Raw genomic sequence first — 15,739 nt, forward strand, 5'->3', positions numbered from 1 at the left:
GGAGCTGGCAATGGCACACGTTGCAAAGCAACGGGACAAACTCCTGCTGCGGATCAGAAAAATTCGTGGTCAGGCAGATGGACTGGAAAAACTACTGAACAGCAACACCGACTGCATGAAGGTGCTGCAGCAGATTGCCGCATTACGAGGTGCAGTGAACGGACTGATGGGCGAGGTGCTCGAAGGGCACATCCGTGATCACCTGGGAGCCGATGACCTCAGCCCGGAAGATCGGGCCGATGAGGTCGACGACGTGGTTAAGTTGCTGCGCTCCTACATGAAGTAGGCTGCAAGAAGTTTTACCTCGACCATTTCGAATGCAACGCATCGACCACATGGGGATGACTGTGTTGATCACCGTGGCCATAGTACTTCAGGTGCTCGTGGTCATCACTCAGATCATCATGCCGATGGGACTTGGGCGCTTCGTCACTGGCTGGCCAGAGTATCGACGTGAGTATGACGCCGGTTGTGGATACAACGGCGAGCACAATAAACGCACTGTACGCATCCATCGCCGTCATTAACCAACCTGCTACCGGGTAGGCCAGCATCCATCCTGCATGAGACAGCGAAAAGTGCGCAGCGAATAAGGCTGGGCGTTCAATTGCGGTAGCTGAGCGCACAAGAATCTTGCTGGTTGGGGTCTGTACCAGTGAATATCCGGCGCCCATTACCAGCCATACCAGCAGAAGCGCGTAATAGCCCTGGGCAAACATGGCACCAGTGATTTGCCCCACGATAAGAACGACTAATCCGCTGAGCATGACCCGGCGCTCACTGAAGTGCTCCAGCAATTGGGGCAGGCGTAAGGCAACCAGCATAGAACCAAAACCGAAGGCGGCTTCGAGTTTGAACTCAGGAGTAAAGGAACGACGCTGTCTTTTCATTGAACACCTCTCTGGCGGCAAGGTTACCACCTACCTGAGTGTCCGGGATTATTGAACCACTACACGGATAACTCTGGGAAGGCCCACCAATTTTACTTCTTTATTCCCTCTACTCATCATCGTTAGTCCCCACAGCATCTTCACTTTCAACTCATCGGCACCTTAACGCCTGACGCTTACAAAATGGCGCTTGCCATAGCTGAACCCAGTTATGTTATATTATAACTATTGAATTCAGACGGTGTGGCTGCGGCTGCGCCCACACTTACCAAATGTAGGATGTATAACCATGGCTTCGTTTTTTGAAAGTGAACTGAGCAAGTCGCTGTTGGTTCTGGCAATGGCTGGCACTCTGGCTGCTTGCGGTGGCTCAGACAGTAACTCTGACAACGATAATGACGATCACAGTGACGAAGAACATCACGATGATGAGCACGCCCATACAGGCGGTCGTCTGATTTATTCTGTGTCTGATGACTCCGGTCTCAATATGTACGACCAGACTGCAGAGGAAGCTGATGCCTTTTCAACCGATGTGGTTACTACATCTGCGACAGGCGCGACTCTTGTTCTGGCAAAAAGTGGGCTGACCGCCGCTATGCTCGACAATGGCGCAGTCTCTATTGTTGATTCAGGTCTCGAACACCTGGCGGAAGAAGACGGTCACACACATGAAGTTTCGTCGGAGGCTACAACGCTGACGTCAGGAATAACTATGGTAGTTGCCACTCACGAGTATTTCTCAGCGTTTGATGGCATGGCAAGCACGGTAATTGATGCCGAAGACGGCACAGCAGTTACGGCACCAAGTTCTGACGCTTACCCTACTCTGGCGCTCACTGGCGGTCACTTCCTGACCTTCACGAACGGCATCGACGGCGCCATTGACCTGGAAGTAGTAGAAGCGAACGGTGATTCGCTGGAGACCCCTGTTACCCTTAGCTGTGCATCAGGTGGTATCACGACCAGCGCTCAGACTGAGCACCTGACTCAGGTTCTGTGTGGTAATGACACCTTACTAACTCTGATCGCAGAGGAAGGCGAAACAGAGACTGAGTTTTATACCGACTCGGACGCAGAAGCTGGCTTTGATAGCCTGACTGCGACCTTCTCAGAGAACGATGTGATTGCGGCCTGGAACTCAACCACAGGCGCCATCACTCTTACCAATGCACACGGTGACCACCCACACAGCACCGACGTCACTGAAAACGTAGATGCCGAGTCAATTCTGGCAGTGACACCTGTTGGTGATCACGACACTGAGGTACTTGGCGTACTCGCAGGTGATGGCGTATTCACGGCACTGTTCTACACGGTTGAAGATGAAAGCGTAACCGTTGAATCAAAAGATACTTTCATCATCAACAGCGAGGCAACCTGGACCTCTGCGGACAAGCTGCTGGCAGGTGCAACTGCTTTCCTCGCCGTCAATACTGAGGCCAATGAGCTCTATTACATGGATGCTCACGATGGCAGCGATTATCACGTTCATGGTAGTGCTATAGCAAATGAAGATCTCGCAAGCGTCAGTAGCGCTGTCTTCGCATTTGCCGGTGGTGAACACGAGCATGAAGACGAAGAAGGTGAAGAGCACGACCACGAAGAATAAGGTGTAATGCCCTATTCCGAGGCGTGATTTCATCTGAGTTGCCCGCGTAATGAATTACCCGGGCAATTCGCGTTTATAATCCCCAACTTTATGTATTTACCATCAGGTGTGTTATGCATTTTCGATTGTCGTTTCTGGTTATCAGTATGTTTGCAGCTACGACTCAGGCGGCCCCTTCTGATCAGGCCGAATCCGGTGCAAATCTCGATACTATTGTCGTAACGGCCGGTGGTGATCGATCGGTTTACAACACCGCTCAGCCGGTCACGGTTTTAGGTAGTGAAGACCTCGATAAAAACGCAGGTGATAACTTAGGGAGCTTACTTGAGAGCCTCCCAGGTGTTTCCAATGCAGCCTTTGGTGCCGGTGTTGGTCGCCCGGTTATTCGGGGGATGAGCGGCAGCCGGGTAAAAATTCTGCAGAACGGTACCGACAGCTCAGACCTCTCTGCCATGAGTTCAGATCATAGCCCTATGGCTGAACCTAGCGCTGGGGAACAGATTGAAATTGTTTATGGCCCATCGACACTCCTGTATGGCGGCGGTGCAATTGGTGGTGTTGTTAATGTGATTGACGGTCGCATCCACGAAATTATTGTTCCGGGCATTCGCGGTCAGGTTTCAGCGAAATACTCTTCTGTCGATGAGGGCCAGCATATCGAAGGTATGCTCGATCTCGGTAAAGGTAACTGGAATCTGCATCTCGATGGTTTTAGCCGGGACGCTTCCGACTACTCCAGCGGCGAGCAAGGCGATATTCCCGACGGCAATAATTCAGGCGAGATTGAAAACAGTGATACCTCAGGCAGTGGCGGTGCCATTGGTCTGAGCTGGGTAAATAGCCAATACGGTTTTATTGGCGGGTCTGTCAGTACTCTCGAATACGACTACGCTGTGCCAAACCTGGATGAAGAGAGCTTCCGGGTCACACCAGAACAGATCCGCTACGACCTCAAAGGTGCGTGGACACCCATGACAGGCATTGTCGAAGAATGGCGAACAGAAATTACTTTCAATGACTACGAGCATGCCGAAACTGGCCATCGTAACGACGATGCGAGTGCACCCTTTGTCGACATCGGTTTATTCGATAAAGAAACCCTCGAGTTCGTCACCCGTATCAAGCATGCGGAAATTGCGGGGTGGCACGGTCATGCTGGTATCCAGTACAGTCAGCAGGATTTAGAACTTTGCCATGATCACGGCGGCTGTGAGGGCATTCCTTCATTTGACGAATCAGGTGACGATACAATCGGATTTAACCTGGCGAATAGCGAACGTGGAGGTGACCTGTATGGCCACGACACGCCCATGCCCATCACACGTACAGAGCAGATCGGTGTCTTTCTGGTTGAACACCGTGATACAAGCTTTGGCTCTCTGGAGTTAGGGGCACGGATAGATCAGATTACGATCTCTTCTGACCCTTCGTCCATTGATCCTGTGTGGCGTCAGGCTGACAATTATTACGATGACTACACCTTTACGCCAGTCACTTTGTCTGCGGCCAGCACCTTGTTACTGGGTGATTATCAGCGTATCGGTTTGAGCCTCGCACGTGCGCAGCGGGCACCGGAAGCGCCGGAATTATTCTGGAACGGTGATCACCACGCTACCTTTGCTTTCCAGCTCGATAACCCTGACCTCGACATTGAAACCGCGCATACCATCGACCTGAACTGGATCTGGAAATCGGATAACAATGAAATCCGCCTGGCCACTTATTACTACCAGTTTGATGATTATATTTACAACGACCTGAAGTCAGAGACCGACCCTTTCCACGGCAATGACGTTTATCGTCATGAGCAGGAGGACGCCAGCTTCACAGGTGCAGAAGCCAGCTGGTCACATATAGTAACTATGAACTGGTCGTTTGATTTAGGTGCTGATGTCGTTAATGCAAAGCTTGACGATGGCCGACACCTTCCTCGCACACCACCAGCGAGTTTTCTGGCCGGTCTTGAGTGGGGAAATCAGAGTTGGGAAGCACGCACTGAATTACGCGCCGTTGCTGAGCAATCGAACACCGCTGACAATGAGACCACGTCTGACGGATATCTGATGCTTAATGCGTCTGTCGGTTATCAGTTTCTGCTCAATGACTCTGAGCTGACGCTGAGACTCGATGGACGCAACCTGACCGACCAGTATGCGGTCAATCATGTATCGTATCTGAAGCGCGCAGCGCCATTACCCGGGCGCGACATCCGCTTAGGCGTCCGCTGGGCATTCTGATAAAGTTCGATTCTGACATCAGGTCAAGGGCGCCGTGCCCTGATGTACATCGCCAACGCCGGTAGTGCTCCCGTTAACGAAGCACTGCCTGCGACGATCAAAGACAGTACCAGCGTATTCAGTGTGAAGATATCAGCGCTGATATTAATACCGAAAGCACCCGCCAGATAGCCCTGCCCTAACGCAAACGCCAGCCAGACAAAGAGCAAAGACGCACAAAGACCCGCTAACGTTATCAGCAGTACCTCCAGCTCACTCAGTAAAAACAGATAAAAAGGAGACGCCCCCGCCATCCTCAATAACTGAATTTCGTGGCGACGTTCGCGCACCGAACTGAGCAGCATAGCACTGAGCCCCAGCAAGGCGGATAAGAGAACCAGCACACCAATAAAACGCAGTGTCTGCTCCAGAATGCCCATCATCTGCCATAATTCGCTCAATGCGACGCCTGGCAGAATTGCCATCACAGGCTCGGCCTTATAATTATTGACCGTCCGCTGCAGTGAAAAAACGCCAATACGGGACTTCAGCGCAACCATAAAGGCGGTAATGCTTTCGGGATCACCCGTGTACTGAGCGCTATTATGAATCGCCTTCAGGCCTTGCAGGCTAACATGCACAGTCTGGTCAACGGGCGTACCAGTAGGTTCTAAAATTCCAGTTACTGTAAACGGTGAGCCTTTGTGTAGATTAAAATCAGCCGATGAAATTCCATGCGACAGCAGAATTTCCGACCCGGGTGAATAGCCAAGTTCGCGAGCGACGGCAGACCCGAGAACCACTTCAAATGCGTCCGAAAACTCCCGACCATCAGCAAAAACCAGTGGGTGCTTAGCGCCGTAGCTGAAGTAGCGAAAATAATCCTGATTAGTCCCGAGCACCCGATAGCCTTTGTGCGAATCCCCTAGCGAAAATGGAATCGACCATTTTATTTCGTCAGACGCCGAGATATCTTCATAAGTGGACCATGAAATATTATTCGTCGGCGCCCCCACACGAAATACCGAATACAGCAAAAGATTCAGGCTGCCGGTGCGAGCACCAATAATCAGATCGGCCCCAGAGACTGTGCTGGCAAAACTCTCTTTGGTCTGCACACGGATATGTTCAACGCTGATCAACACACTGATGCTGACAATCAGAGCCAGCAACGTCATAACAACAGACGTTTTTCTATCGACCAGACTCTTGTAGGCGATTTTCAGAAACATGACTACGCTCCTGCCCGGTTGATATCGGCTAACACATCGGTGCGGTCAAAATCGCAGGCGAGTGTCGGGTCATGGCTGACAAAAATAAGCGTACTTTGGTAGGCATCACAAAGATCCATAAGCGTCGTCATAAAGGCTATACGGTTCTTCTGATCCAGAGCAGACGTTGGCTCATCCGCGATAATAAGGCGTGGAGAGTTAAATAATGCCCGCGCAATAGCGACCCGCTGCTGCTGACCAATACTCAGACTCTGTCCCGGTAACCGCCAGACAGAATCCGGGAGCTTCAGTTGCTCTAACAGCTCCTGAGCCCGGGCGATCCCATTGCGCTTAACCTTTTTACTGAATTCGTTTGCCAACAGGATGTTATCAACCGCATTGAGATAGGGAATCAGATTGAACTGCTGAAAAATATAACCAATATTCCCGGCACGGAAACGATCACGCTGGCGCTGGTTTAACTGATCAACCCGCTCATCCAGAAGTGTAATCTGGCCCGAGGTCGCCGGGAGAATTCCAGCAATCAGATTTAACAAGGTCGATTTTCCTGAACCTGACTCCCCCTGTAAAAATACCTTCTCCCCTGCAGCCACTTCCCATCGGGAGATGTTCAGCAAAGTATCGTGGTCATGATAAGAAAATATAAGGTCTTGCAGAACAACAGACATGGGACGATCCTGTAGAAAGCAACCAAGAGGTGGATGCCAGGTGCAACGTTGCTATAACATAACACAAGTATATTTAAGCTCAATGTCAGTTGTGATGCTGTACAGCGTCCGCTAATTCAATTCAGGTTATTCAGGTTTTACTATGAATCCATTATTCAGACTGCTCGGGCTAACCGCCTTCAGCCTCATTTTCAGCGCCTGTACAGAGAACACTGATCCAGCCGGTGCCAATGACAGTACTGCCGATGTCAGTAAGCAGAAGACAGAAGTAACCGCTGTCGAACAGGAACAACCCATCAGGGCCCCAGAACCTCCGCCCGTGCTCCCCAAAGAGTCGTTTACATCGGTTGACTGGACGGACCTTATTCCGGAAATGGATCTGATGGCATTAAAAAATCCACCTGAAGCCTTGATGAATATCGAAGATGGATCGGAAGAAGATGTCATCGGCGGGAAGCTCAATAATAATGAAGGCAGCGGCGTGTATGGAGATAATGAGGACCTCGCGGACTCTGCATTTCAACGCGCACTCGTTTCAACAAATACAGTGAGTGAGATGCAGGGAAAGCACATCAAGCTGCCCGGCTTTATTGTGCCTCTGGATTTCGATGACGATCAGACCATCACCGAATTTTTTCTGGTTCCTTACTTTGGCGCCTGCCTACATTTGCCGCCCCCGCCACCTAACCAGATCATCTATATCTCACACCCTGATGGTATTCAGGTCGATGCGTTATACGATCCATTCTGGCTTTACGGCACTCTGGATACCGGCATTATTGAAAACACGACAGCGAAGTCTGCCTACCGTATGCGACTCCATCATATAGAGCCTTACTACGAGTAAGGCTCAGAGCACAATCAGAAATGGATAGTATGATCTTTTGCTGTCAGTTCTTTCGTGCCGGTGCTGTCCTCGGTCAACCAGACCGCTTTCAGGACCTTCAGGTCAGGAAACTCTGTCGATAATTCAACTGCCATAGATTCAGGCAACTGCCCGTCTGCACACTCGAAGGTATATTCTGCAATAACATCCGATGCTTCGCTGTCAGACTGCGGAGCTTCAACTCCTGAACCCGCGACGACCGTACAGTCAGCACCAGTAAACTGGAACAGCGAGCGGGCATCATTCAACTTCTTGTGCGCTGCGGCAACCGTAGTGCGCTCTTCTCTGGTTTCAGCGACATGCTCAAAACCAATAATATCCGCCGCTGGCGTCTGCAGATAAATCGTCACCAGATTGCCTTCTACGGCAACATTCAGGTGGCCTACGCCATGAATATGCGCACCGTGATGTTCTCCACCGTGGTGATCATGCCCATGATGATCGCTCTCTTGATGGTCAGTGTGCTCATCATGGTCATGGCTTTCATGATGCTCATGCTCTTCATGGTGATCATGAGATTCGGCGGCTGCGACGCCTGCACCCATGACCGTCAGCATTGATGCAACCATCAATGCTACGGTGGAAGAAACACGCACCGCAGGAAACAGTGCATCAATATGAATCGCGTGTTTAACAGGTCGTTTCAGTGTCATACATTCTCCGTTTCGGGTTCCAGCGATGCCTCAGCGTTCTGTTCATTATCACCACTTCGGTCCCACGATGGAAATGGATCAGGTAAGGTTTGCCAGTAGCCTTTACCTTCCAGTAGCTCGTTATCGGTCAGCAGGCAACGATCAAGTGCCTCTGTGACGCTTACCTGATCCAGGTTCTGGCCGATAAATACCAGTTCCTGACGCATATCGCCAAACGGCTCAACCCACTGCGCCTTAATCGACTCAAGGTATTCCGGATCGGTCGGCCAGTGCTCTTCAGGTACCGCTTTCCAGAACATGCCGGCGAAGCCGTACCGGGCAATACCCCCCGCCTGACTCCATTGCCCTGCAAACTCGGGTCGCGTCGCCAGCCAGAAATACCCTTTCGAGCGGATCAGTTTTCCGTACTCTTTGGTGTTGTGCAGGAAATGGTGAAACTTCTCAGGATGGAACGGGCGCCGGGCAGTATAAGTAAAACTTGAGATCCCATACTCTTCAGTTTCTGGGATGTGCTCCCCACGCATTTCCTTTAACCAGCCCGGCGCCTGTTGTGCCCGCTCAAAATCAAAACTACCGGTACCGAGTACTTCACCCACATTAATATTGCCCTGCTGGATCGGTATGATGCGCGCGCTGGTGATAAGCGTTCTGATGACCGCCTTTAAACGCTCAACGTCTTCCGCAGGCGCAAGGTCGGTTTTACTGATCAGAATAACGTCAGCAAACTCCACCTGATCGACCAGCAGATCACTGACGCTGCGCTCGTCCTCGTCGCCCAGTGACTCGCCAGTGTCGGCCAGGGCTTTAGCCTCGTCGTAGTCGCGAAGAAAGTTAACCGCATCCACAACAGTCACCATGGTATCCAGAGTGGCGACATCAGAAAGTGATGTGCCGTCTTCATCGGCGAAGGTAAAGGTTTCGGCGACAGGCAAAGGCTCTGAAATACCCGTGGATTCAATCACCAGATAATCAAACCGGCCTTCTTTAGCCAGCTTTCCAACTTCGACTAGCAGGTCTTCACGTAATGTACAGCAAATACAACCATTGCTCATTTCCACCAGCTTTTCTTCACTACGATTCAACGTCACCTCGTTACGGACAATGTTTGAATCGATATTGATTTCACTCATGTCATTGACGATAACCGCGACACGTCGCCCTTCACGATTATTCAGGATATGACTGAGAACCGTTGTTTTGCCTGCTCCCAGAAAACCTGAAAGCACGGTAACGGGAAGTTTTTCTGCGGGGGAAACTTGCATAGGTTGCCTCATCTCACGGTCACGTCAGGGACAATGTCCGGCATATATCTCAATAGTTATTGTTACCTTATAACATAACCATAAAGCTAATCAAGAGAGCCACTGTAGGGCTTTAATTAAGCCAAGTATCGAGCTGGGCTAAGAACCTGATACCATCCTTGCGACTCATTCTTATATAGGAAGTAACAATGAAGCTCGAATCGATCGCCTTACACGAAGGCTACACCTCTGAACCCACCACCAAGTCGGCCGCGGTTCCTGTTTACCAGACCACTTCGTATACCTTTGACAACACCCAACACGGTGCAGATCTTTTTGATCTGAAGGTACCGGGCAACATCTACACGCGTATCATGAACCCAACGACGGATGTGCTTGAACAACGCCTGGCAGCAATGGAAGGCGGTATCGGAGCATTGTGTGTCGCTTCTGGGATGGCTGCTATCACATACGCTCTACAGTGTATCTGCGAAGCGGGTGATAACATTGTCAGCACCAGCCAACTTTACGGCGGCACATTTAACCTGTTCGCTCATACACTGCCCCGTCAGGGCATTGAAGCACGCATGGTGTCGTATGATGACTTTGCAGGATTTGAAGCCGCTATTGATGAGCGCACGAAAGCAGTTTTCTGCGAGTCGATCGGTAACCCTGCCGGGAACGTGGTGGATATCGAGAAACTAGCGGAAATCGCCCACCGTCATGGCGTGCCTCTGATTGTAGATAATACCGTTGCCACGCCGTTCCTGTGCCGTCCATTTGAGCTCGGCGCAGATATCGTTGTCCACTCGCTGACAAAATACATTGGTGGTCATGGCACCACTGTCGGCGGCGTTATTATTGATTCGGGTAAATTTGACTGGGCTGCAAATAAAGAACGTTTCTCGGTTCTTAACGAACCAGATCCGTCATACCACGGAGTCGTATACACCGAAGCCCTGGGCCCGGCTGCCTATATTGGCCGATGTCGCGTTGTCCCTCTTCGCAATACAGGCGCAGCACTGTCTCCGATGAATTCATTCCAGTTAATGCAGGGGCTGGAGACTCTCGGTCTGCGCATGGAGCGTCACTGTGAAAATGCTGAAAAACTGGCGACATTTCTGCAAAACCACCCGAAAGTCGCCTGGGTAAATTATGCCGCACTGCCAGACAGTAAATATCACAGCGAATGTCAGAAAATTACGGGAGGCAAAGCTTCCGGTATTCTGAGCTTTGGTATTAAGGGAGGCGTAGAACCCTGCACCCGCTTCATCGATGCACTTGAGATGATCCTGCGTCTCGTAAATATTGGTGATGCTAAGTCTCTCGCTTGTCACCCTGCATCGACAACACACCGTCAGTTAAATGAGGAAGAACTCGCATCGGCTGGTGTAAGTAAAGACCTTATCCGTATTTCGGTGGGTATTGAGCACATCGACGATATTATTGCCGACGTATCTCAAGCACTCGATAAAGCCTGAATAAACCAGTAATAAATCGAAGGGCGTGGATGAGCTATTTTCATCCACTCCTTTATATTATCAGCGATAATGCTCTGAACGCATGGCTCTGAATTCACCCGGTGTCATACGCGTCCACTGCTTAAAAGCACGGTAGAAAACGGCGGTATCTTTAAATCCTAATAGAAACGCAATGTCGTCTAGGGTTAGCTCATCGGCCAGAAGATATTCTTTTGCTTTGATCAATCTCACATCGGCCAGCAACTCCCGGCAGCTCGTACCTTCGTCTGCCAGACGACGCTGAAGCGTTCTTGGCGTTACTGCAAGAATCTCAGCTAACAGTATTTTTGTTGGCTCGCCATAGCTCAGAAGAAGCTCAAGTAATAACCGGCAACGCTGACTCCAGCTCTCTTCGCTCACCTGCTGACGATGAATTACTTCAAGCGCCTGAATATCACGAAAGGCCTGCTCACTTAACGATGGCGATGCATCAAAATCGCGAATCTCGTTAGTGCTGGTAAAGGTCACCTGTGTAAACGGCTTTTCAAATTCCGGGCGACATCCAAGCAAGCGCTGATAATCTTCAGCGGGCAATGCATTTGAGTTTGTAAAACGCACCGCTGAAGGTGTCAGGCCATAGCAGTCGAGTATGGCATCGCATACGGATGAAACAGCGCCCTCTATCTGATGACGGCTGACATAAATATCAGGGTGTGGATGAAAAGTAAGTGTTATTTCATCAGTAGTACGCTCAACGCCCACGCTGAAAACATCGGTTGTGATAGTCAGGTAGCGCTTTAACATGCAGCAATAATCAAACAAAGTCAGATGATTCTGTTTGAAAAAGAATTCCAGGCGAGGGTGTTTACGGCTTGAGAATGGCCCAAGACGTAATCCAAGAGCATCCTCACCTAACCAGTCCGAAATAAGATCCAGATTACGTCCGACAGACTCCGCAGAAACTCTGCACTGCCCGGAAAAGGACGCCATTAATCCTTCTACCATACGCTTTACGGCGAGATACTCGCTTTCTCTGTTAACACTCGCGAGAAAATCTTCAAGCGCCTGAAGGTGAGATACGACGGTATCTGTAGCAACGGTCGGTTCGACAGCAAAGACAGGTTCCTCAGGTCGGAGAGCGGCCATTGGCATGTCCTGTGCTGATTGAAAGCTCGCTTCTGTTTCCATATTGAAATCCTCTTGTGTCTCTTAAAAAGCCAGCGTCTGCTGTGATGGCTTTATCCGCTACGTTCTCTACAAAGCGTTACAAAATTCGTCTGGCCGTACCGCACCTGAATTCAGTTTGTCTCAATTCGTTATACGGACCGTCTGTGTATGAGCGCTAGGCTGATCAGCACCACTCATTCACCAACTAACAATAATCACAGGTGTCCGATGAACACATCATATTCCGATAAACGGCGCGTTAAGCTGACCAACGCACTTAGATCCGCTCTGTTGTTTGTATTGGTTGCTACCAGCCAATACGCCAAAGCAACGACAACTACTGCGATCGCAATGGAAGGCTATATCTACGGTTTCCCTATCGTTCTGATGGATGAAACCCGCAAAGGAATGACAGGTCCTGAGCGTTCCTGCACCTTCGGCGCAGACATCAATGCCTTCAAACACGTTTTCGAACTGCCCGATCCCGACTTTAAAGCCGTCGTACGGCCCAACGTCGATACCCTTTATTCTTCGGCTATGCTGGACCTCTCAGAAAGTCCGGTCATTCTGACGCTTCCTGAGGTTACAGACAGATACGTACTGATGGCTCTTCTGGATGCATGGTCAAACAACTTTGCCGGAATAGATACAACTGGCGATAACACACTCGCTGGCCAATATATGATTACCGGCCCTGAGTGGCGTGGCCGGATTCCGCGTAATATGACGCATATCCCAGCACCTACCGATCTCGTGTGGATCATTGGCCGAACCGAGCTACTGGCAGACAACGATATTGAGGCGGTCAACCGCATTCAGCGACAGTATCGTTTGAAGACTTACCGCAGCCGACGTGGCAGCGACCACAACCAGACTGTAAATTGCCTGGAAGACGACGAGAAAGAGCCACCCATCGATGTCGTTCTCAAAATGAATGGTGAAGAGTTCTTCACGCGGCTATCCAGTCTGATGGCGGAAAACCCGCCTCCCGCCGACCAGAAAGGCATGGAATGGTTACTAGGGCAGATAAACACAGGGCGCTATGCAAAAGGTGAGGTCGAAGATTTACCACGGTATAAAAAGCGCGCGCTTGATGAAGGTATCCGCCTTGGGCAAGGCAGCATCGACGGTGCGAAAAAGCTTCTCGGTATTGGTGGATGGGGGCCGAACCCAAAACTGATTCCGCTAGGAGATTACGGTAAGCGATATTTTATAAGAGCAGTGGTTGCCCAGGTCGGGTTTGGCGCCAATCAGAATAAATATGCTGTCTATCAGAATGCTGAAAGAGATAGCCAGTTGCAGAAAATGCACGGCAGTAATGATTACACCTTTACCCTGAAGGCGGATGATATGCCAGATGTCGGGGCCTTCTGGTCAATCACAGCCTATGGCGATGACGGTTTTCTTAAAGCTAATGAATATGCTTCAGCAGTCGGCATTGAGCGCCATGCTCTTAGCAGCAATACCTCCCTCGCGACGGATCTGAACGGCGACATCACCTTGTATATCTCTTCTCAGCCGCCTCAGGGCGCACCATTAAGCAATTGGTTACCGGTTCCTGACGAGTATTTTCAATTAACACTGCGTTTTTATGATCCAGGCAAAGATATTCTGAATGCCGAATGGCAGGCACCTGCGGTAGAAAAACAATAGAGAACACTGCATTCGGCCGGGTCGCATCAGATACAGATGCGATCGCGGCCCTCGTTTTTGGCTTGATATAATTTTTCGTCAGCACGTTTCAGTAATGTGTAGTACGAATTGTCTTTATCCGGCATAGCCGTGGCAATACCGATGCTTATCGTCAGTCGCACGGTCTGATCTTTCATCACAACTGGCTCTGAACGCATGGCAGTCCATATCTGTCGTGCCAGAATATGAGCCGCCGATGCCTCAGTATCTGGCAGTAGAATAACGAACTCTTCACCACCGTACCGGAATGCCATGTCCGCCGGGCGGTTAAGTACATCCTGAATGCGCAACGCAGTCTGACGCAGGGCTTCGTCACCGAACGCATGTCCCTGTGTATCATTCAGGTTCTTGAAGTAATCCAGATCAAACATAATAAGTGACAGAGCTTTACCCTCTCTTGCGGCGCGTCCATATTCACGTTCCAGAACTTCATCGAAATGACGCCTGTTGTAGAGGCCTGTCAGAGAGTCGGTTGTACTGATTTTTTCGAGGCGAGCATTCGCTTCGCGTAACTCTTGCGTGCGAGCTTTTACCTCCTGATCAAGGCGCACATTCTGTTCGCGCTCGGTTTCGAGCAACATTGCCTGAGCGTGTGCGGTGTCGCGCTGAGCACGTTCCCGCAATTCCTTATCCATGGCCATCCGCACGGATAGAGCAAACGCGAAGAGCAATACCTGCAACAGCTGTCCCAGGGCCAGAGCATTATCCAGTAGCAGACTATTATTAAAGACTCCAAGCTTACCGAGAATATACGAAGCACTCCCCAGGGTGTACATGAGGCCGGCAACGAAGACTGCAAACGCAGGTGGGTATCCACGTCGCATTCTCACAACGACCATGGTTGCACAGGTAAGAAAAGTCATCATGGATAGCAAGAGAGTCGGATAGATAACATCCGCGTATGGAAAGTACAGGCTTAAAGCAACCATAAGTCCCGATATCGCCGCTAACGCCATTGCTGCAATATTTATCAAGCGATGGCTTTCGCAGATTTTCACGACTTTGGCTATGTAAAGTACACCAAAAAAGTTCGATGTATTGATGAGTGCACTGACTGCAATATCGTTCCAATCTGGCGACTCAGGCCAGAGAAACTGATAGCTACGTCCCCATAATGTTGCCTGAATAAGCGCCATCGCCAGAGACAACCCGCCGAAATAAAAATAGCTACGATCCCCTGACGATAAGAATATGAGAGTGTGATACAAACCGAGCATCACAACGGCACCAAAGAATAGACCCTGAACCCAAGCACTGTTTTCCATCGTTTTTCGCAGTACAGCATCTTCAGAGATTGTCATCGGAACTTCGAGAGAGGAGCCTGACTGAACTCTCAGATACACAGATACCAGCGAAACTGAAGAAGGCAGAGGTACAGTAAACTCCGGCCGTAGCAGCACACGCTCAACAAAGTAAAGGCGATCGCCTAATGGGTAGGCGCTAAGTAGCTTCTGATGTTCATCAAGAATGAAAACCTGTACGTCGTCGAGCATAGGGTAGTTCACGCTCAACCATACGATATCTCCCGGGTTGCTGTATCGAAAGTTCAGCCAGACGGCCGCCTCGGTGTACCCAAATTGCGGTGGGTACTCACGCACTTTGTCAAACGAGCGGGTCATAATATCTTCGAGTAGAAGATCTCCCTTCTGGTCGAGATAGTAAGAAACGTCGGGAGCGATCTGACCAAACCCGGGAAGCAGTCTATGCTCGTGCAGCCCGGTTGATGATGCTATCGCCGGGGTACACAACAGCAAGGCACTACTCAGAATCGCACCAGTCAGAGTTAGAGCAACCGAAGTCTCTTTTAACGAGAGCAAGCCAGCCCGAAGTAAAGCAACGAATAAAACTGTCACTGGCAATAAAATCCTGAAGAATAAAACTGCAATGAGTGCCTGCATTACCCGCATCGGCTGCTCCTCAATTTTCAGAACTTCAGTGTATGTAATATTCCCTCTATATCATGTGAGATTTGGTTAATTTTATGAGGCATTCCACAACGAAATGTCTGTTTTTAGTTGTAAT

13 protein-coding genes are annotated in these 15,739 nt (G+C 50.1%); 6 read left to right on the plus strand and 7 right to left on the minus strand.

Annotated elements, in window-relative coordinates; translation table 11 throughout:
• Positions 1 to 10: 10 nt before the first annotated feature.
• Positions 11 to 286, plus strand: coding sequence for a metal/formaldehyde-sensitive transcriptional repressor (locus BW941_RS09475; protein WP_076515506.1), 276 nt, complete (start codon positions 11 to 13; stop codon positions 284 to 286).
• Positions 287 to 299: 13 nt separating this feature from the next.
• Here the strand turns inward: BW941_RS09475 and BW941_RS09480 are convergent, their stop codons facing one another.
• Positions 300 to 890: an MFS transporter gene (locus BW941_RS09480; RefSeq protein ID WP_076515508.1), complete on the minus strand. Its 591-nt coding sequence runs from the start codon at positions 888 to 890 to the stop codon at positions 300 to 302.
• A gap of 289 nt (positions 891 to 1,179) precedes the next feature.
• Here BW941_RS09480 and BW941_RS09485 point away from each other — a divergent pair, with 289 nt between their 5' ends.
• Together BW941_RS09485 and BW941_RS09490 are read left to right on the plus strand one after the other, a co-directional pair.
• Positions 1,180 to 2,502, plus strand: a complete 1,323-nt coding sequence (locus BW941_RS09485; RefSeq protein ID WP_076515510.1) for a hypothetical protein — start codon at positions 1,180 to 1,182, stop codon at positions 2,500 to 2,502.
• A gap of 113 nt (positions 2,503 to 2,615) precedes the next feature.
• Complete coding sequence (locus BW941_RS09490; RefSeq protein ID WP_076515512.1) at positions 2,616 to 4,739, plus strand: TonB-dependent receptor; 2,124 nt, start codon at positions 2,616 to 2,618, stop codon at positions 4,737 to 4,739.
• 23 nt (positions 4,740 to 4,762) lie between these two features.
• Here BW941_RS09490 and BW941_RS09495 read toward each other — a convergent pair whose 3' ends face one another.
• Positions 4,763 to 5,950 carry an ABC transporter permease gene (locus tag BW941_RS09495; protein WP_076515514.1) on the minus strand — a complete coding sequence of 396 codons (1,188 nt, stop codon included), beginning with the start codon at positions 5,948 to 5,950 and terminating at the stop codon, positions 4,763 to 4,765.
• A 2-nt stretch (positions 5,951 to 5,952) separates the two neighbouring features.
• Complete coding sequence (locus BW941_RS09500; RefSeq protein WP_076515516.1) at positions 5,953 to 6,618, minus strand: ABC transporter ATP-binding protein; 666 nt, start codon at positions 6,616 to 6,618, stop codon at positions 5,953 to 5,955.
• A 142-nt stretch (positions 6,619 to 6,760) separates the two neighbouring features.
• On the opposite strand from BW941_RS09500, the gene BW941_RS09505 reads away from it, so the two are divergent.
• A complete protein-coding gene (locus BW941_RS09505) occupies positions 6,761 to 7,465 on the plus strand; it encodes a DUF3299 domain-containing protein (RefSeq protein WP_084188810.1) in 705 nt (234 codons plus the stop codon).
• Positions 7,466 to 7,479: 14 nt separating this feature from the next.
• Here the strand turns inward: BW941_RS09505 and BW941_RS09510 are convergent, their stop codons facing one another.
• Positions 7,480 to 8,157, minus strand: a complete 678-nt coding sequence (locus tag BW941_RS09510) for a ZrgA family zinc uptake protein (RefSeq protein ID WP_076515518.1) — start codon at positions 8,155 to 8,157, stop codon at positions 7,480 to 7,482.
• Positions 8,154 to 9,419 (minus strand): zinc metallochaperone GTPase ZigA, encoded by a 1,266-nt coding sequence (gene zigA / locus BW941_RS09515; protein WP_139325808.1) that lies wholly within the window; start codon positions 9,417 to 9,419, stop codon positions 8,154 to 8,156. Before zigA ends, BW941_RS09510 begins: the two co-directional genes overlap by 4 nt.
• Positions 9,420 to 9,607: 188 nt before the next feature.
• Between zigA and BW941_RS09520 the strand changes: the two genes are divergently transcribed.
• Positions 9,608 to 10,879: an O-acetylhomoserine aminocarboxypropyltransferase/cysteine synthase family protein gene (locus tag BW941_RS09520; protein WP_076515522.1), complete on the plus strand. Its 1,272-nt coding sequence runs from the start codon at positions 9,608 to 9,610 to the stop codon at positions 10,877 to 10,879.
• A gap of 60 nt (positions 10,880 to 10,939) precedes the next feature.
• Here the strand turns inward: BW941_RS09520 and BW941_RS09525 are convergent, their stop codons facing one another.
• A complete protein-coding gene (locus BW941_RS09525) occupies positions 10,940 to 12,046 on the minus strand; it encodes an AraC family transcriptional regulator (protein WP_076515524.1) in 1,107 nt (368 codons plus the stop codon).
• Between the two features lie 207 nt (positions 12,047 to 12,253).
• On the opposite strand from BW941_RS09525, the gene BW941_RS09530 reads away from it, so the two are divergent.
• A complete protein-coding gene (locus BW941_RS09530) occupies positions 12,254 to 13,678 on the plus strand; it encodes a DUF1254 domain-containing protein (protein ID WP_076515526.1) in 1,425 nt (474 codons plus the stop codon).
• A gap of 26 nt (positions 13,679 to 13,704) precedes the next feature.
• Here BW941_RS09530 and BW941_RS09535 read toward each other — a convergent pair whose 3' ends face one another.
• The gene (locus BW941_RS09535) at positions 13,705 to 15,570 is read right to left on the minus strand and encodes a sensor domain-containing diguanylate cyclase (protein WP_175607887.1); all 1,866 of its coding nucleotides are present in this window, start codon (positions 15,568 to 15,570) and stop codon (positions 13,705 to 13,707) included.
• Positions 15,571 to 15,739: the final 169 nt, after the last annotated feature.

This window comes from Thalassolituus maritimus, from assembly GCF_900156675.1.
GTDB lineage: Bacteria > Pseudomonadota > Gammaproteobacteria > Pseudomonadales > Oceanobacteraceae > Thalassolituus > Thalassolituus maritimus.